Consider the following 18152-nt stretch of genomic DNA (forward strand, 5'->3'; position numbering starts at 1 on the left):
TGTCATCGGTGCACAAATCAGACGGCTGTAAGTGCCTGTGGCTCCATGCGCCGTCGTCGCCGGGCCAGCATCGCAAAAATGCGCTCTCAATGCGGATCTGAGTCGGACCTCCTACCGCCACGAGAGACTCTCAAAAGTCATGCCAGCTTGGCAGCAAAAGATTTTCTTTCAGGTTTTTCAATCGACTGGATAGGGTACCCAGGAAGCAGGCCCAACAACACTGTGTCGCAGACTCGACAAACCGTATAGTAGGCATCGATTGCTGATATTTCCCCGGATGGGGGCGGATCCGACTCGTTGTGAAAAGGCGCCGACATGACTCCGCAATGGACAACATTATTTGTGAAGCAAAGTCTTGCATGATCAAGGACACCTTTCCGGCCGTTGAAATCGCGATGTCTGTACCTCGCTGGAGATCCCTGCTAGGCGGCCGGAGTCTCGATCTGGGCGAGGAACCGGATCCGTCCCGGCGCAAGATTTCTTTCCCGTTCAATTGGAGACGACCCCTGAGCGGGGTGCGGATGGCGCCATTCTCGACCTGGAGGATTCCGTTCCCCAGGATAGAGATCGCGAATGCGGTTTCAGAAAGGCTCGCGGCCATTGCGTCAGCGCATCCGAGGATGGTCGCAATGACGCTCGGTCCTGAAGATTTCAGTGCCGCTGTTGGCGGCACCCCGGAATTCGACCTTCTGTTGACGCCGAACCTTTCTGTTCTGTTTGCCGCCCGTGCGGCCGGCTTATCCCGCTTGGCTTCATAGGAAGCATCGGCGAGTTCTCGGACATTGATAAACTTCGTGAAGCCGCGGCGCAGGCGCGGCGGGCTTGGCTTTGCCGGAGCCTGGCGATCCATCCGACACAAGTGGCCATATTCAATGAGGCTTTCTCGCCAAGCGCCCAGGAACTCGAGTGGGCCCATAAGGTCGTCGCGTCAGAACATCATGCCACCACGAGTGGCCTCTCTGCGTTCTCGTTATGGCAAAATGATCGATCCGCCAGTGGTGCGGCGCGCCCACGAGATCCTGGCTCTCTCCAGCAACAACTGAGCCTTTAATCAGCCGCCGGACAGGCGGTTTTGAAGCTAATGCGACAGTTTTGTGGCTTGCCAACCATCTCGTTTCGAGATAGACAAACAGCACTGGGGAATATGCCCCCGTTGGATTTGTTCATCGTGGACATCAGGCAGTTAAGATATTTTGTCGGCGTCGTCGAAGCCGGCAGTTTCACGAAGGCAGCTGCTACCCTCAATGTTGCTCAAAGCGCTCTAAGCCTGCATGTGCGTCAACTGGAGGAAGGATTCAGCACCCAGCTGCTGGTTCGCGACAGGACCGGTGTCAGCGTCACGGCGTCCGGAGATAAGCTGCTTGAGCGCGCGCGGGTTATCCTGAAGGAAATTCAGCTCACTGAGGCTGAACTGACCAACTCGGTGGCTGCTCCTTCCGGAGAGGTGACCATCGGCATTCCGTCCGGCGCCGCTCGCGTCCTCAGCGGTCCCCTGCTTGAATCGGTAAGAAGCGAATTGCCGAGGATCTCGCTTAAGATGATCGAAGGAATGACGGGACCGCTGGAGGAGTGGATGGCTGCTGGCCGTTTCAATCTGGCTGTCCTGTACCGCACTGCCGAGAGCGTTGGGCAAATGGCGGTGCTGGCCCGCGAAGAGTTTTGCCTGGTGGTGCCGCCGGCTCTACCGCCTTTCGAAGATTCAATAGCGCTGGCCGACCTGCACGCATTTCCACTGGCGGTTCCCATGCGCAACAACAATGTCAGGCGTTCGGTGGCTGATGTCGTTGCCCAGCACGGTTGTGTGCTAGACGTCAGGTTCGAGGTCGACTCCCTTTCCACGATCATCAATATAGTCATGGAAGGAAAGGCGTATTCCATCCTTACCCCGTCGGCCATTCAAAAAGAGGCGTTTCAAGGCCTGGTCCGGACGGTCAAAATCATTGATCCGGTGATCATCCGTTCCGTTGTGCTTGCCGTGAACCCGAAAGATGAACGCTCTCCAGCTGTCTCTGCGGTCCGCAAGCTGATCCCCAAGGTCGTAAGGACCTTGATCGAGGGCAAGCACTGGTCAGCCACGGTTCCGGACCGGGTTTAGGAGATCCAAGCCAAGTTCTTCCAGTTGCTAACGCTCTTCGCGGCTGCTTGAGCGGTATCAATCTGGATACGAGATGGGTTTGGCCAATATTCAATATTTGACCCGCTGCGACCGTCGCGGTGAAACTGGCTCAGGCGAGTTACCGGGTTCGGTATCGAACGGCGCTCGTATGGCAAGAATTCACTTGAGTGGAGCACGCGATGTTCGACGCCAGGAGCTACGAGCTCTTCATTAACGGCAAATGGCGAGCCGGTGGCAGCAAAGCAACATTGCCGGTGATTAACCCGGCGACGGAGAAGGTATTTGCCTCGGTGGCCTCGGCCACGGTGTCGGACTTGGATGAGGCTCTTGCTTCGGCAGAACGCAGCCGCAAGGCGTGGTCCTCGCGGCCAGCCAAAGATCGGGGCGAGATCCTCGTAGCAGCCGCCAGGATTCTAGCAGAGAAGGCTGCAGCCGCAGCCCGGGACCTGTCGGCCGAACAGGGAAAAACGATTGCCGAAGCGACAGGTGAGTACGCGCGCGCTGTCGAAACGCTGGAATGGAACGGCAGGCATGCCGAAGAGCTATCGGCCTCGATTCCGTTGGGCCCGAACCGGATGATCGTCCCGGAGGCGCTCGGTGTCGTTGCTGCCTTTACGCCTTGGAACTATCCGGCCGTTCTCATCGCGCGCAAGCTCGCCCCCGCGCTGGCGGCAGGCTGCCCGGTGATCCTCAAAGGGGCTGAAGAGACACCGAGCGTGGCTGTCCATATCGTTGAATCGTTGCGCCAAGCAGGCATCCCCGACGGCGTGGTCAATCTGGTCTTCGGTGTTCCGGTGCGGATATCGCGGCATCTCCTGAGTTCCCCAATCGTGAAGGTCTTGACTTTCACGGGTTCAACCGCGGTTGGAAAACAGCTGGCCACGCTTGCCGCGAACAACTTGCAGCGTTGCATCCTTGAACTCGGTGGGCACTCTCCGGTTATAGTGTGCGAGGATGCCGACCTGGCAAAGGCCATACCGGCGATCTCGGAATACAAGTTCGAGTGCGCGGGCCAGAGCTGCAATGCGCCCAGCAGGATTTTTGTCGCTCGGTCCCGCTATGAGGAATTTCTGTCCCGGATGACGGAAGCGGTCCGCAAGATCAGGATCGGCCTACCAGACGACGCTGCAACGGACATGGGTCCGATGGCGAACGCCCGGCGAATCGAAGCCATGCAGCGCCTGACCAAGGATGCGGTCGATCGTGGCGCCCGCATCGAGACCGGTGGCGCCCGCCTCGACCGACCGGGCTTTTACTGGCCGCCAACCATCCTGACGGGCGTACCGAAGGAAGCGAGAGTGCTTCATGAAGAGCCGTTCGGACCGATCCTCACGGTCGCGCCGTTCGATACGATCGATGAGGCCATCGAGGAGGCCAACGCCACCGAGTACGGCCTGGCCGCTTACTTTTTCACCGGCGCTGCCGATGCGCAACAGAAGCTTATCAACGGTCTTTCGGCGGGCGCTGTCAGTGTGAATTACCTGAAAGGGGTTTCAGCGGATGCGCCTTATGGAGGCGTCAAACAGAGCGGCTATGGATATGAAGGAGGCGAGCAGGGGGTGAGGAGCTTCCAAATCTTGAAAATGGTCAATGGCCTCGGCTCATTTGGATGAAATCCGGTGGGAAATAGAACACGGACCATCGCCGGCAAGGACATCATAAGGAGCGTGGCCGACGCGCTTCAGTATATTTCGTATTACCATCCTCCAGATTATATCCGGTCTCTTTCGCAAGCATATGCGCGTGAACAGAGTCCGGCGGCGAAGAATGCCATCGGGCAGATTCTGCTGAACTCCCGCATGGCGGCCTTTGGGCGGCGCCCGATCTGCCAAGACACCGGCCTTGTGGTGGTTTTCGCAAAAATCGGCATGGACGCCCGCATCAAATCAACCGTCAATTTCGCGGACCTTGTGAATGAGGGCGTCCGTCAGGCCTATCTTGACCCTGACAATCCCCTTCGGGCATCGATCGTTGCCGATCCGCTTGCCGGACGGATCAACACCCGTGACAACACGCCGGCAGTCGTCCACGTCGACCTTGTGCAAGGTAACCAGATCGAGATCACCATTGCCGCAAAAGGCGGCGGGTCAGAGAACAAGGCGCGCTTTACCACCTTGAACCCCAGCGGGTCCGTTTCCGACTGGGTGGTCGATACCATTTCCACCCTCGGCAGCGGATGGTGTCCGCCCGGCCTGATATCTGTTGGCATCGGTGGTAGCGCTGAAAAGGCGATGCTGCTGGCCAAGGAGGCTATGAACCAGCCCATCGATATGGCGGAGTTGATCGCGAGGGGGCCAACAAGTGCGGAGGAGGCACTGCGGATCGAGCTTTATGAACGAATTAATGCCCTAGGGATCGGCGCTCAGGGCCTAGGCGGCCTGACGACAGTTGTTGACGTCAAGGTTGCGACTTATCCTACCCATGCGGCGTCCAAGCCCGTGGCGCTCATTCCGCAATGTGCCGCAAACCGGCACCTGAAGTTTACCTTGGACGGCTCTGGACCCATCAGGCTTCAGCCGCCCGACTTGCGCGAATGGCCCGATATTGGAACCGACGATTTAAATCCAGCCGGCGTACGAAGGGTCAACCTGGATGCGTTGACCAAGGAAGAGACGGCATCGTGGCGCTGCGGGGAAACTCTCCTTCTGTCCGGAAAAATGTTGACAGGCCGTGACGCCGCCCACAAGCGAATGGTTGAGTTGATCGACGCTGGCAAGCCGCTTCCGTTCGATCTGCAGGGACGCGTGATTTATTACGTTGGACCCGTCCGCGCGGTGAGGGATGAGGTCGTTGGGCCGGCTGGCCCGACAACCTCCAACCGCATGGATGATTTTATGGAAAAATTGCTCGCGCAGACCGGGCTTTTGGCGACGGTCGGTAAGGCGGAGAGGGGGCCAACGGCTGTTGCATCGATTGCCAGACACAAGACGCCCTACCTGGCCGCAGTAGGTGGCGCTGCCTACCTGATATCAAAATCGATCAAGTCCGCGCGGGTCGTTGCCTTTGAAGACCTGGGCATGGAAGCGATGTATGAATTCGAGGTCCAGGACATGCCGGTGATCATGGCTGTGGATGTTGAGGGAAACTCCGTTCACAATTCCGGGCCTCTTGAGTGGCGCAAGCGCATGGCGGCGGACAGCATCGCACGCAACATCGGCGTTTGAGCCTTCCGACCAAGCTCGGTTGGTCGGTGTCAATTCCATTGTCGACAACGGCTTGAGAGCACAAGGTCATGAAGTCAAAACCCAATCCTGCGCGCCTGGACGCTTGGGACTTCCGGATTCTCGCAGAGATTCAGTCAGACGGCCGGATCTCAAAAAGCGAGCTTGCAAAACGCGTTCATCTTTCGGCGTCGGCCTGCTCGGAGCGGCTCCGTGCACTCGAGATAGCAGGGATTATTGAGGGGTTCTACGCGCGGCTCAGTCCGGCCCTCATCGGCGGCATGGTCTTTGTCATGGTCGAGGTCGTGCTGGAACGTCATCGCCTCGAGGACCAGAGACACTTCGAGACTGCGATCGGAGAATTTCCGGAAATCCTGGATTGCTGGGCTATCGGCGGGCGGATCGATTATCTGATGCGCGTCGCATCTCCTTCTATGGCTGCGTATCAGGATTTCATGGAGGGACTGCTGCAGGCAGGCTTGGGGATCGATCAATATTACAGTCTTGTCGTGACCAAACCAATCAAGTCCAATTCACCCATCCCCTTGTCCGCACTAAGGCGACGGTAACCGCCGAGGCCTTGATTTCCACGGCTTTTGATCTCGATTCCGCGAATTCGTCGGCGAAGGACGTGCATTCCCGCGAAACTGGAGAGGCGTTTGCGGTATGCTAATTGCTAATGAGGCGGCCGGCCGAGTGGCCTCCGCCAATCCATCGCGAGAGGGACTATGCGGTTGAGTAATCTGGGAACCGAGCAACTCAGAGAGAAGGATCGAAGCTTCGTCGTTCATCCGTCTACGCATCTGGCTAAGCACAGCCGAGGCGAGACCCCAAGTCGGATCATGGCCGGTGCGGAAGGCGTGTACATCTGGGATACCGAAGGCCGAAAGAGCCTCGACGGTTTCGGTGGGCTCTACTGCGTCAATATGGGATATGGCTGCACGGAAATTGCCGAGGCCATTGCCAGGCAAGCACACGAATTGCCGTTCGCCCATGTCTATGCAAGTCAAGGGACAGAGCCAGTCGCCCTCTTGGCAGAGGCCGTGGTCGAGTATTTTGGTCAGAACATGCGAAGGGTCTTTTTCGGCCTTTCCGGCTCCGACGCCAACGAAACCAACATCAAGCTGGTTTGGTACTACAACAACATACTAGGCCGCCCTGAAAGGAAGAAGATCATCTCGCGACATCGCGGTTATCATGGGTCTGGGCTGGTCACCGGGAGCCTGACAGGCCTTGCCTTCTTCCATAATTTCTTCGACCTGCCGCTAGACTTGGTACGCCATACCACGACGCCGCACCACTATCGCCAGGCGCATGACGGCGAAAGTGAGCAAGCGTTCTCGAAACGCTGCGCGGATGAACTTGAAGCCCTTATCCTGGCTGAAGGCCCGGACACCGTTGCAGCTTTTATTGGAGAGCCGGTGCTTGGGACAGGCGGTATCGTTCCACCCCCAAAAGGATACTGGACCGCTATTCAAAGCGTGCTCGACAAGTACGATATCCTGCTGATCGCCGACGAGGTGGTTTGCGGGTTTGGACGAACCGGTGAAAAATTCGGTTCCCACCTCTATGGCATGCGGCCGGACTTCGTGACCATCGCCAAGGGTTTGAGTTCCGCCTACCTGCCCATCTCTGGGTCAATCATTGGCGACCGCGTCTGGTCGGTCCTGGAACAAGGAACAGAGAAGCACGGCGCCCTCGGCCATGGCTGGACATATTCGGGTCACACGCTTTGCGCTGCGGCCGCGCTCGCCAATATTCGACTCCTAAAGGAAAGAAATATCCTGGAGCATGTCGGCGATGTCGGCCCGTATTGGCATGCCCGCATGAATGCCGAACTGGCGGGACACCCCATCGTTGGCGAGGTTCGTGGTGTCGGAATCCTCTCCGCCGTAGAGCTGATGCGAGATCCAAAGCAGAGAATACCGTTTGAATCCGATCTTCAGGTCGGGGTTCGAGCCGCCGCTGCTCTGTTCGAGAATGGTGTCATCGGCCGTGCCATGCCACACGGCGATATCCTCGGCTTTGCCCCGCCTTTGATCATCACGCGGAAGGAGATCGACATAATCGTCGACGCAACCGCGAAATCAGTCGAGACGACCTATCGCGCGCTGAAGGCCGAGGGTGCGATATGAACATGCGAGTGCCGACGGAAGCGAGCCCCGGGTTCGACGCCGTCCCGGGTAAAGTGGTCCCTGGGAGGAACTTTCCCACGGACCAAGCGCTTTGACGTCAGCCTGTCGTTAGGGCTGGTCGCCCACGGTGTCCCATTGGTGAAGGCGGGTTGACAGCGCATTTCGCGCCGAGCCGACCGAAACTGCTAAACTTGAGCCGTCAGATTCTAAGCATGCTTCGGATACCTTCGATCGCAAGCGATAACCAAATCAGTTCTGCCGCCGCTGTCCTGTTGCCCAACGACCAGGGTGTTTGTGCGGCGCGCCCTGCCGGTGTACCTCCCCGCCGGCAGGGCGCCTTTTTTGACCCGCCGGATCTGGGTGCCCCGCTAGATCTGCGTGATTGTAGCGCGTCCGCAATCGAAAGTTCGAGAAGGAGGTCATCTGCATACCCGGATGGCACATCAAGCTTCAATATTTCTACTACACCATGGCAACCGCCCACAATCGCAGCTTCGGACCAGCGGCTTACGGCAGCCGGCGTCGAGGTCGCATGCACCTGCTTTCATATGATCAAAGGTCCGGGGAGTAGTCACCGCGGTGTATTTTCTCCAGCGTCGAATATCTTGGGGGGCGAGTCTTCTCGCCGTAGCTGCCAAGAAGCCAGAAAGTCCCATGTCTAATTGAAAACAGCCGCTGGAGAAAATGCAGCTCGTCTTCGAAACTTTGCTGGAACAGTTGTCTTTGAGCGTTGATGAAGTCGACTTCCATAACGCACTGGCCAGCGCCGCCGGCGCCTTCGACATTCCCGCATTCGCCTATCTGTCTCTGGTGTCTGATCGCGTCACAAAACCCAGGCTGATATCGAACTATCATTCCGGCTGGACGTCGCACTACTTGCGCCACCAATACGAAAAGATCGACCCGGTCATAGAATGGGCAAGGTGCAGCGAATGTCCCTTTCAGTGGGGACCGGGTTTCGGCCATGCCGGCATTTCAACGCGACAGCAACAGCTTTTCGATGAGGCTGCCGAGTTCGGCATCTGCTGCGGACTGACGATTCCACTTGTCGATCGCCGCGGCGGTGTCGCTGCGATGACCTTCGCGGCAGACAGGCTCGATTCGACCTTCCTGCGCATCGCCGTGCAATATGAACAGGCGCTCGAGATTATGGCGATGTGCTTTCACATTAGCGTTCGCCGCAAGCTTTCGGGTGGTCTGGCGGTGTTTCGCTGACGCCCCGTGAGTACGAATGCCTGCAATGGACGGCAAAGGGCAAGTCCGCCTGGGAGATCGGCTGCATCTTGGGGATCAAGGAGCGCACGGCCGCTTTCCATCTGGACAATGCCAAGAAGAAGCTCGGCGTGCGCACCAAAAATCAGGCGGTGACGCTGCTGGCCTCCTCACGATCATCAATCCTCTGAGGAACAGAACCCCTCTCTGATCTACCTGTACAAATGCACAGGCAGTCGCGGCATGAAGGTTCGCCTCCAATGGCAGGGTCATACCTGCGAGGAGACCATCATGATTGAGCTTATTGCGCCCGGCTGGTACGGCGCCTTTGCCGACGAACTTCACGAAATGCACCGCCTGCGCTACCGCATCTTCAAGGAGCGACTCGACTGGAACGTGCGCACGACGGGCGGCTTCGAGATCGGTTCATTCGATTCCCTGAAACCGCACTATCTTGTGTTGCGCGATTCCGCCGGTCGCGTCGGGGGCTGCGTACGCCTCCTGCCCTCGACAGGGCCGACGATGTTGCGAGAAGTCTTTTCGAGGCTGTTGGAGGGAAGAACGGCACCCGAGCAACCAAGTGTCTGGGAAAGCAGCCGATTCGCCCTTGATCTTCCACCGTCTGCACCGAAGGGCAGTGGGTGTATTGGTGTCGCGAGTCCTCGCTGGCATGATCGAGTTCGGTCTGTCGCGGCAGCTCACCCATATCGTCACGGTTACCGATTTGCGCATGGAGCGAACTCTGCGCCGCGCCGGATGGCCGCTGGCCCGGATCGGTCCGCCACGACAATCGGCACCACGCGCGCCGTTGCCGGCTGTTCGGATGTCTCAGAGGCGAGCCTTGCTGCGGTCCGCCACAGTGGCAGTCTTGGCGGTCCCGTACTGTGGGCGCCGGTGCTCTGCACGGGCGCCTGACATGGCTATGATAGGTAATGACGCCGACTGGCCGGACTGGCAGGATGAGAAATCTTATCGCTATACGCGGCACCTGACGCGACGCGGCTGGGCCTGGGAATTCCTGCGGCGCAATCCGGCCTTCCAGCGTGACTGCAGGCACGCGCTTGAGCACGCAGAATTTGCAGAAAGGTGGTTCGAGGTAGAAGTGATGAGATCGTCGCTCGATCTCACGCAGTGGGGGCTCCTGTTTCGCAAGCTCGTTGAGGCCTGATGCGGCTGTGTTCTGGTGCTCCCGCCAATGCCCGCATGTCCTGACGGTCATTGCGAAAAAGGCACTGTCGCCCGAAACGCTTTCGTTTGATCTCGCTACATTGCCATGCCGGGCGGCACTCATGATCACGGCGGACGGTCGACAGCACGTCATGCTGCGAAATGCTCACCGCGACCTCCAACTTGTCGTGGAGGGCGCGGAGGTTTTGCGCCCCGTTCGGCTTTCCGTCGACGCGATCTGGCCCGCCGATCGGATGAGGCAGCACCTGAATGCGCTCGAATGCCTCAATGCTTTTCACGCGACTGGACAATTTCCCGACAGGCTGTTTCCCCCCGAAGCGCGCGCTAGCCGTCTGCGCTTTGTTCTTCAGGCGCTCGACGGCTCGCTAGGCGGGGCATCGCATCGCCAAATCGCAATGGCCCTGTTGGCTCGACAACGCGTCCAGGCCGACTGGACGGATCCGCGCAACCACCTTCGCGATCGAATCCGCCGTGCCGTCCGGCGCGGTCACATGCTCATGGATCGTGGCTATCGGGATTTCCTCGTCTAAGATGATTGGAATAGCTCACCTGGAGCCGGTCAGCGCGCGAACAGTTCTTTGTATCCAGTCGCAACCATCCAGTTTGCCCGATCGAGATGGCTGCGAACCGCCATTCGGGCGCGCTCAGGTTCTCGCATCGGATCGATGCCGAGGACGAGCTGCGCCATCTCGTCTTCGCTGGCATCGTCGGCGGACGCGTCCAGGAGCCTCATATAGATGGTGAAGTGCTCATTGTCGTAAGCGGTCAGGCTGTCCGACCAGGGGACTTCGTCTTGGACTTTGCGTTTCATCGCGACCCTCTTGCCGGTTTGGGGTTTGTTGTGATCGGGCACGGCTTATCCTCGGTTGGCTCACCATAGCGAATAGGAACGATCGTTCCTAGAACGATAGTTCCGGTTCTGGTCCCTATCTCGCCATGGACCTCACGGAAGTCATGGCGATCAACATGCGTCGTTTGCGCCATGATCAGGACCTGACGCAGGAAGAATTGGCTGCCCGCGCAGAGCTGAGCATGCGCTATGTGGGCTCGATCGAGCGTGCTCGGGTTTCCGCAAGTGTCAGTGTGCTTGGCCGGCTCGCAAAAGCGTTTGACGTTGATCCTTGTGAGTTGATTAGGCCGCCGCAGTAACAAAGGCGATCAGTCCATCCCGGATTGCCGAAATCGATCTGGATGACGCGCAACCGCCGCCCATGAACTGAGCCCGCTTTTCTTCGACATGGTCTCGACCATACAGCTTGCTCCATGGCACGGCTTGCCTTGTGGATTGCAAATATATCCTAAAATGGGATAATCCGAAACTGGGATTAGTCGATGAGCCGGTTCCCTTCTGGCCGGTTCATCTGATGCCGAAATCCCTTCGATCGCCCCGCCAACGCCGGCTGCTGGAACAGCTGATAGCGGCGCGCAAGAACAAGGGGTTAACCCAGGCCAAGGTTGCCGAAGCGCTTCGCCGCCCGCAGTCTTTCGTGGCCAAGTATGAGGGCGGTGAACGTCGCATGGACGTCATTGAGTTCCTCGATGTAGCGGAAGCGCTCGAAATCGACCCTTGCGAGGTTCTCGCACGTGTGCGTCGCTTGCGTGACCGATAGCTTGCGCTGCTTGGCAAGCGACAAGTCACCAAAATCGTAGCCCTGGATTTGCTGCCCCCCGGCGGCAGATGGTTCGGGCACATCGATGGCATAAACTCAATGGCTTTGACTTGCTGACCTTCGCATGGAGAGCGCAAGCTGGTCTGACGAAATGCACCCAGGATCAGGGAGAAGGCCGGCTTGACGCAGGAGCAGCTTGCCGAGATCTCCGGCTTCAGCCAGCAGTACATCAGCGGGCTGGAGAAGGGCAAAAGGAACCACCATCGTCACGCTTTATGAACTGGCACAAGCCCTCCGTGTCAGCCACATCGAAGGGGTGCGACCTAACTGACCAGGATAGCGCTATTTGGAAATGGCGCCAACGCGCCGCGGACATTTCGACCGCATCCGTCATGTAGATGATGCTGCGCACACTCGGATAGGCGAAGAACGGCCCGGCGTGCTGCCAGTCGCGCCGCCAGCTCTGAGTGATCGCCGGGTGTCGCCGGCCTCGAAGTCCTGCAGAGCCTTCATGCCGGCTTAGCGTCCGCCGCAGGCAGAGGGCGCTGAGCGTCGGCACAACGGCTTCGCGACCTTCCGCGACATGAACAGATGGCGGATCAGGTGCACGATGCAGGTTAGCACTGTCGCCTAGGTAGAGGTGGCGCCGCTCGCCTCCCTGTTGGCCAAGCAGTTTGCCAGCTTGCCGTCTTACCAGCACCTCGCCAGTCTCGTTGCGTTCTTGTTTAGGCCTTGCAACAGATCCTTCAAGGAAATTTATGGAATCTTTGCGACCAAAAATCGCTGTCAATGGTACGCTCACCACAACTTTCAAGTTCAGTGGTGGCAGAAATCTGATGTGGTTATGTTCCGCTGCCGAACAGCATTTGCGAAGAGCCCGACATGAAAAAGCGAGCGGGACGAGGGGTTCGGTTCTTCTATTTGGCGCCGTGCTGACCAATGATGATACTTGTCGATCGCCTAATGACAGCAGCACATCTTGATCGCCTACGGATCCTGGGCCTTTGCGCGCATGCCGACCTGACTGTCCGCGAACTGGCGGAGATTCTCGATCTTCGTCGGGAGCGCGTCGCGCGACACGTCCGGATGCTGGCCAGAGCCGACTTTCTTTGCGGCAACGGACAACGTGCTTGGTCCTCATATCATCTCAATGCAGGGGGCAAGGAGGGAGGGTTGGTTCAATTCCTGGTCGATCTTCTGCCCCACGACGATGGGTATCATAAGCGGGACCTGGAGCGGCTCGAGGCGGTACAGACGCGTGGTCGAAGGGGACTGCTGCTTAATCGTGAAAAGATCTGCCTAGGTGGGAGTGCTAAACTACCATGAATAACTCCGCTGACGCAGCCATCGCAGAGCCCGGCACATTCGGACGGTCTTCCTTGATCCACGTCGATTGCCGCGTTCACGAACTGCTTCTAAGACAGGAGCGGCAGGAGCGGACAACGCTCAAACTCATCGCATCCGAGAACTTTGCCTCTTCGGCCGTACTGGAAGCGACCGGCTCTATATTCACGAACAAGTATGCCGAAGGGTACCCGGGTGCGCGCTACTACGCGGGAAACGAGATCGTCGATGAGCTTGAGACCCTCGCGATCGAGCGCCTGAAAGCGCTCTTTGGCAGTGAGCACGCCAACGTCCAGCCTTATTCGGGCTCGCCAGCCAACCAGGCTGTCTATCGTGCGCTTTTGAGCCCCCGTGACAAAGTCATGGGCTTGCCTTTGCCTGCAGGCGGCCATCTGACTCATGGTTGGTCCGTCAACTTTTCCGGCACTGATTATCAATGCGTCCCATATGGGCTGCACGAACAGACGCAGCAAATTGACTATGACCGCTTGCGCGAGACAGCCAGGCGGGAACGGCCGAAACTGATTTGGGTCGGCGGAACTGCCTATCCGCGCGCCTTTGACTACGCGGCAATGGCAGAAATCGCTCTGGAGGCGAACTCTTATCTCGTGGCCGACATCGCCCACATCAGCGGCCTGATTGTCGCTGGAGCGCATCCGAATCCCGTGGTTCATTGCGACGTCGTCACCAGCACATCTCACAAGTCGATCCGCGGCCCCCGTGGAGGCTTTATTTTGTCGAAGAATGAAGATCGTTATCAGGCGCTCTATCATCCCACGAGCAAACATAATCTCGCCAAACGAATTGATCGCGCGGTGTTTCCTCAACTGCAAGGTGGGCCGCACATGAATATCATCGCCGCGCTCGCTGTTGCTTTGCAGGAAGCCGCGACCCCCTCTTTCCGCACCTACGGTCACCAGATCGTCAAGAATGCCAAGGCGCTGGCCGAGGCGCTTCTGGGTCGTGGTTATGATCTGGTCACCGGCGGGACTGACAATCACATGCTGATCCTTGATCTTCGGGACCGGCCGCTATCAGGCAAAGCCTATGCCGAGCGCCTGGCAAGGGCAGGCATCATCACGAACTTTAATATGGTGCCGGGCGACCCGCGCGACCCGACGGTCACAAGCGGAATCCGCTTGGGGTCGCCGGCAGTGACGTCCATGGGCATGCGAGAAGGGGAAATGGTGCAGATCGCCGCTTTTATTGATTTGGTCTGCCGCCAGCCCGACGACCCAGAAGTTCATGCGAGCGTACGAAGAGACGTTGCCGACTTCTGCACTGCATTCGACGTCCCCGGCATCCCCGACCGGTAAGCCACCTCAATCCAGAAACTCCCCACCTTCCAACACTTGCAGCGAGGACATTCCATGACCAGGCAGTTCGTGTTCTCTTCCGAATCCGTCGGCGCGGGACACCCCGATAAGATGGCAGACAACATCTCCGATGCCATCCTCGATGCGATCCTCCGCACCGACCCGAAGGCGCGCGTCGCCTGTGAAACGTTGGTGAAGACAGGGATGGTCGTTCTGGCTGGCGAGATCACCAGCCACGCGGAGATCGATTACAGCCAAGTTGCCCGCGATACGATCCTCGATATTGGGTACGACGACGATGCCATCGGCTTTGATGGTCGACGTTGCGCCGTCGTTCTCGCTCTCTCCGAGCAGTCGCCCGACATAAGCCAGGGCGTTGATGAAGGACGAGGGCAGGATCTCGAGCAGGGGGCGGGGGATCAGGGCCTCATGTTTGGATTCGCATGCAACGAGACGGATACATTGATGCCCTTGCCGATCCAACTCGCTCACCACTTGACGAAAAAACAGGCAGAGGTTCGGAAAACGGGACAGCTTGGCTGGCTGCGTCCGGACGTGAAATCTCAAGTGTCCGTACGCTACGAGGGTTTGCGCCCGGTGGCGCTGGATACCATAGTCCTGTCGACGCAGCATGACGAGGCGGTCTCCCAAGAAACAGTCCGCGAAGGCGTCATTGAGGAGATCATAAAACCGGTCCTGCCCACCCACCTGGATACTTCGGGGATCAGATTTCTGGTCAACCCGACAGGGCGGTTCGTGGTCGGTGGGCCTGCTGGCGACTGCGGCCTCACTGGACGTAAGATCATCGTCGATACCTACGGTGGAACGGGGCGTCACGGCGGCGGCGCCTTTTCGGGCAAGGACCCATCCAAGGTTGACCGCTCGGCCGCCTATGCCGCCCGGTATGTCGCGAAGAATATCGTTGCCAGCGGCCTTGCCGAGGTCTGCGAGGTTCAACTCGCCTACGCGATCGGCGTGGCCAGTCCGGTTTCTGTCATGGTCAACACCTTCGGAACTGCAAGGATCGAGGAAAAAAGGATCGAGGCCCTTGTTCTTGAGCTTTTCGATCTCCGGCCGAAAGGCATCATCAAGATGCTTGATCTCTTACGCCCGATATACCGCAAGACCGCGACATACGGACACTTCGGGCGTGAAGAGCCTGAGTTCACCTGGGAGAAGACGGACAAAGCCGACGACTTGCTGCGTGAAGCAGGACCGGCAGCTGCGTGAGGGCCGCTGGATCAAGCGCCATTTCAACTCGTTAGACCCGCGCCTGGCCGGCATAGCAGAAGCCGGTGGGTAGTTGGCGGAGATATTGATGCCGGATTATGACGTGCTTTGCATCGGCAATGCCATTGTCGACATCATCGCCCAGTGCGAGGAGGAATTCCTCGAAACCAACGGCATCATCAAGGGCGCGATGAACCTCATCGACACCCACCGCGCCGAACTACTCTACAGCCGCATGGGGCCGGCGATCGAAGCCTCCGGCGGCAGCGCCGGCAACACGGCGGCCGGCGTCGCCTCCTTCGGCGGCCGAGCCGCCTTCTTCGGCAAGGTTTCCAACGATGCGCTGGGCGAAATCTACGCGCATGATATGCATGCGCAGGGCGTCGCCTTCGACACCAGGCCGCTGGCGGGCCTACCGCCGACGGCGCGCTCGATGATCTTCGTCACCCCCGACGGCGAACGCTCGATGAACACCTATCTCGGCGCCTGCGTCGAGCTCGGGCCGGAGGACGTCGAGGCCGACAAGGCGTCTGGCGCCAAGGTCACCTATTTCGAGGGTTATCTGTGGGATCCGCCGCGGGCCAAGGAGGCGATCCGGCAGACGGCCAAGCTGGCGCACGCGGCAGGCCGCGAAGTGTCGATGACACTCTCGGATTCGTTCTGCGTCGACCGCTACCGCGACGAGTTCCTCGAGCTGATGCGCTCGGGCACCGTCGACATCGTCTTTGCCAACAGCCACGAGATCAAATCGCTCTATCAGACATCGTCCTTCGACAAGGCGCTGGCCGCCATCCGCAAGGACTGCAAGATTGCCGCCGTCACCCGCTCGGAAAAAGGCTCGGTGATCGTGCGCGGTGACGAGACCGTCACCATTCAGGCGACGACGATCCGCGAGCTGGTCGACACCACCGGCGCCGGCGACCTCTATGCCGCCGGTTTCCTGCATGGCTACACGCAAGGCCGCGACCTCAAGGCCTGCGGCGATCTTGGCTCGCTGGCGGCCGGCTTGGTGATCCAGCAGATCGGCCCGCGCCCACGTCAGAATTTGCGCCGCGAGGTCGAGCAGGCGGGATTGCTTCAGCGACAGAAACGCTAGACTGCCGATGTTATGGAAGCCCGGCAAACTGGAGGAAGAAAAAACTCGGAAAAATCTTTCGTGATTTTGATCTCGCTTTGATTGTTAAGGCTGAAGGCGATCGCCGACGCCAAGATCAAGAGGGACGCGATGAGTTGGAGCGTCGTCCTGCTCCTGACGCTTCTGCCTTAGAAGTAGTTCATGAACGCGACCCTGGTACGAAGTTCTGGATGGTAGTTTCGCGCTCCTACCGGGCTTATCTACTCGCTGTGAGTTGTGGCCATTGGGCCTGCGGCGGGGTCGGATACGTTTCGCTTTTCAAGATGCGGGAAACTCTTGACGAACCTCCCGAGCTTATGGGCGCCGCAGGTGATTGGCTGGTAGCGTGCCGGGTTCGTCTCGGACACGCAGCTTTCCAGGGGCGTGAAAACAGCGTCGTAGTCGGCATCGACGAAGAACGGCAGCGAGTAGCGTTCCCGACCGGAAGTGTTCACCACCCGATGCAGGTTGGCGAGGTAGAGGTCGTTGGTCAGCTTCTGCACCAAGTCGCCGATGTTGATGACGAAGGTGCCGGGGATGGGCTTGCCCTCGACCCAGACGCCGTCGCGGTTCATCACTTGAAGCCCACCGATGCTGTCCTGCGCGAGAATGGTCAGGTTGCCATAGTCGGTATGCGCGCCGATCCCCATGATCTTCTCGTCCACGACGCCGGTCTGCGGCGGATAGTGTAGCAAGCGTTGGATCGTGATTGGGTTCTTCATTCGCGGCTCGAAGAAATGTGACGGAAGATCGAGGCTGAGCGCGATTCCGCTCAGAATCCTCGTCGAAAGCTTCTTCATCGCCTCGTGATAGGCGAACACGGTCTGTCGGAAATTGGGCAGGGTGGCCGGCCACGGGTTCGGCCCAAAGAACGGCCCCTCGACCATCGGCCGCTCGGGGCCGATGTCGAAGCACTCTTTCAGATCCTTGGTTTTGGAAGGGTTGGTGTTCTCGCCGAAGAACTCGATATAACCGCGTAGCGCGACACCGGAATAGCTGATGTGCAACTTCATCTTCTCGTAGATCGGCAGGTCGAAGAACGCTTGGGCCTGGGCAAAGGTTTCGTCCACCAACTCCCCGGGAACACAGTGGTTCTTGATGTACATGAAGCCGGCATTGGTCAGCGCCCAGCGAATTTCCCTCGCCACGCTTCGTGCGTCGCTTCCGTCCAACAGCGGGGCCACGTCGACGACTGGGAGTTTATCAAAGGACTGCCGCTGGGCCCGAAGCCTATCGTCAAGCTGGACGAGATCCGATTTCTTCATTGAGCTTCATCCATCATGAATTGGGTCAATATATCATGCGCCGGGGGCGCCGCCGGCTGAGTCGCGACCGCAGGGTGATGCCATTCGACGGCGCTGCATTCTGGGCCGCGCTTTGACAGAAGCGTCCGAGACTCCCCTGCCGCGCCAATGGCCACCCCACGCGGCAATTGTTCATGACGACCTTTGGTTCGTGCCGAGCCAATACGGGATGTCCTGAAAAGCGGCGCTCGCACGGATTGGCGACAAAACAGAAATCGGAGGCGGCGGAAACAAGCGCCCCTGCAACCTCTATGAGAGCGAGTCCGTAGGCGTCGCGTTTGACAGCAGCGAACGCCCTTGCCGTCGCCTAACGGAGCCAGAGAAGTCTGAAAGCCGTGGTGCGCCTTCCGACTATTTCCAAACACTCCGTCGTCCGCCAGTGCACAAGGCAACTTCAGCTCTCCCAAAGGACCGAAATCCCG

At 58.8% G+C, this 18152-nt stretch carries 16 protein-coding genes and 3 pseudogenes; 16 read left to right on the forward strand and 3 right to left on the reverse strand.

Annotated elements, in window-relative coordinates; all coding sequences use genetic code 11:
• Positions 1 to 359 precede the first annotated feature (359 nt).
• The 10 genes and pseudogenes from JG747_RS37335 (at position 360) to JG747_RS34170 (ending at position 10342) form a co-directional block, all read left to right on the forward strand.
• Positions 360 to 758: an aldolase/citrate lyase family protein gene (locus tag JG747_RS37335; protein ID WP_244748457.1), complete on the forward strand. Its 399-nt coding sequence runs from the start codon at positions 360 to 362 to the stop codon at positions 756 to 758.
• 410 nt (positions 759 to 1168) lie between these two features.
• Positions 1169 to 2095, forward strand: a complete 927-nt coding sequence (locus tag JG747_RS34130) for a LysR family transcriptional regulator (RefSeq protein WP_199201204.1) — start codon at positions 1169 to 1171, stop codon at positions 2093 to 2095.
• A 200-nt stretch (positions 2096 to 2295) separates the two neighbouring features.
• Positions 2296 to 3729, forward strand: a complete 1434-nt coding sequence (locus JG747_RS34135; protein ID WP_199201205.1) for an NAD-dependent succinate-semialdehyde dehydrogenase — start codon at positions 2296 to 2298, stop codon at positions 3727 to 3729.
• A gap of 6 nt (positions 3730 to 3735) precedes the next feature.
• Entirely contained in the window at positions 3736 to 5280 is a 1545-nt protein-coding gene (locus JG747_RS34140) for a fumarate hydratase (RefSeq protein WP_199201206.1), read from the forward strand.
• 68 nt (positions 5281 to 5348) lie between these two features.
• Positions 5349 to 5846, forward strand: coding sequence for an Lrp/AsnC family transcriptional regulator (locus tag JG747_RS34145; RefSeq protein ID WP_199201207.1), 498 nt, complete (start codon positions 5349 to 5351; stop codon positions 5844 to 5846).
• Between the two features lie 159 nt (positions 5847 to 6005).
• The gene (locus JG747_RS34150; RefSeq protein WP_199201208.1) at positions 6006 to 7412 is read left to right on the forward strand and encodes an aminotransferase; all 1407 of its coding nucleotides are present in this window, start codon (positions 6006 to 6008) and stop codon (positions 7410 to 7412) included.
• A gap of 684 nt (positions 7413 to 8096) precedes the next feature.
• Positions 8097 to 8815 (forward strand): annotated as a pseudogene (locus tag JG747_RS34155) (LuxR family transcriptional regulator).
• 100 nt (positions 8816 to 8915) lie between these two features.
• Positions 8916 to 9539 (forward strand): annotated as a pseudogene (locus tag JG747_RS37630) (acyl-homoserine-lactone synthase).
• Position 9540: 1 nt separating this feature from the next.
• Positions 9541 to 9792, forward strand: a complete 252-nt coding sequence (locus tag JG747_RS34165; protein WP_032918492.1) for a transcriptional regulator domain-containing protein — start codon at positions 9541 to 9543, stop codon at positions 9790 to 9792.
• Between the two features lie 121 nt (positions 9793 to 9913).
• Complete coding sequence (locus JG747_RS34170; protein ID WP_027033326.1) at positions 9914 to 10342, forward strand: DUF2285 domain-containing protein; 429 nt, start codon at positions 9914 to 9916, stop codon at positions 10340 to 10342.
• 29 nt (positions 10343 to 10371) lie between these two features.
• Here the strand turns inward: JG747_RS34170 and JG747_RS34175 are convergent, their stop codons facing one another.
• Positions 10372 to 10623, reverse strand: a complete 252-nt coding sequence (locus JG747_RS34175; RefSeq protein WP_199201209.1) for a DNA -binding domain-containing protein — start codon at positions 10621 to 10623, stop codon at positions 10372 to 10374.
• A 125-nt stretch (positions 10624 to 10748) separates the two neighbouring features.
• Between JG747_RS34175 and JG747_RS34180 the strand changes: the two genes are divergently transcribed.
• From JG747_RS34180 to JG747_RS34190, 3 genes and pseudogenes are all read left to right on the forward strand, one after another.
• Positions 10749 to 10961: a helix-turn-helix domain-containing protein gene (locus tag JG747_RS34180; protein WP_027033328.1), complete on the forward strand. Its 213-nt coding sequence runs from the start codon at positions 10749 to 10751 to the stop codon at positions 10959 to 10961.
• Between the two features lie 215 nt (positions 10962 to 11176).
• On the forward strand, positions 11177 to 11422 hold the full coding sequence (locus JG747_RS34185; RefSeq protein ID WP_080680407.1) for a helix-turn-helix domain-containing protein: 246 nt from the start codon (positions 11177 to 11179) through the stop codon (positions 11420 to 11422).
• 162 nt (positions 11423 to 11584) lie between these two features.
• Positions 11585 to 11753 (forward strand): annotated as a pseudogene (locus tag JG747_RS34190) (helix-turn-helix domain-containing protein).
• Positions 11754 to 12409: 656 nt separating this feature from the next.
• On the opposite strand, the gene JG747_RS34195 reads toward JG747_RS34190, so the two are convergent.
• Positions 12410 to 12547: a hypothetical protein gene (locus JG747_RS34195; RefSeq protein WP_155770321.1), complete on the reverse strand. Its 138-nt coding sequence runs from the start codon at positions 12545 to 12547 to the stop codon at positions 12410 to 12412.
• Between the two features lie 197 nt (positions 12548 to 12744).
• Between JG747_RS34195 and JG747_RS34200 the strand changes: the two genes are divergently transcribed.
• From JG747_RS34200 to JG747_RS34210, 3 genes are all read left to right on the forward strand, one after another.
• Complete coding sequence (locus tag JG747_RS34200; protein ID WP_199201211.1) at positions 12745 to 14082, forward strand: serine hydroxymethyltransferase; 1338 nt, start codon at positions 12745 to 12747, stop codon at positions 14080 to 14082.
• A gap of 54 nt (positions 14083 to 14136) precedes the next feature.
• Complete coding sequence (metK, locus tag JG747_RS34205; RefSeq protein ID WP_199201212.1) at positions 14137 to 15312, forward strand: methionine adenosyltransferase; 1176 nt, start codon at positions 14137 to 14139, stop codon at positions 15310 to 15312.
• A gap of 88 nt (positions 15313 to 15400) precedes the next feature.
• Positions 15401 to 16408 (forward strand): adenosine kinase, encoded by a 1008-nt coding sequence (locus tag JG747_RS34210; protein ID WP_199201213.1) that lies wholly within the window; start codon positions 15401 to 15403, stop codon positions 16406 to 16408.
• Positions 16409 to 16647: 239 nt separating this feature from the next.
• Here JG747_RS34210 and JG747_RS34215 read toward each other — a convergent pair whose 3' ends face one another.
• On the reverse strand, positions 16648 to 17691 hold the full coding sequence (locus tag JG747_RS34215) for an isopenicillin N synthase family dioxygenase (RefSeq protein ID WP_199201214.1): 1044 nt from the start codon (positions 17689 to 17691) through the stop codon (positions 16648 to 16650).
• Positions 17692 to 18152: the final 461 nt, after the last annotated feature.

Origin of the sequence: Mesorhizobium sp. 131-3-5 (genome assembly GCF_016756575.1) — a bacterium.
Lineage (GTDB): Bacteria > Pseudomonadota > Alphaproteobacteria > Rhizobiales > Rhizobiaceae > Mesorhizobium > Mesorhizobium jarvisii.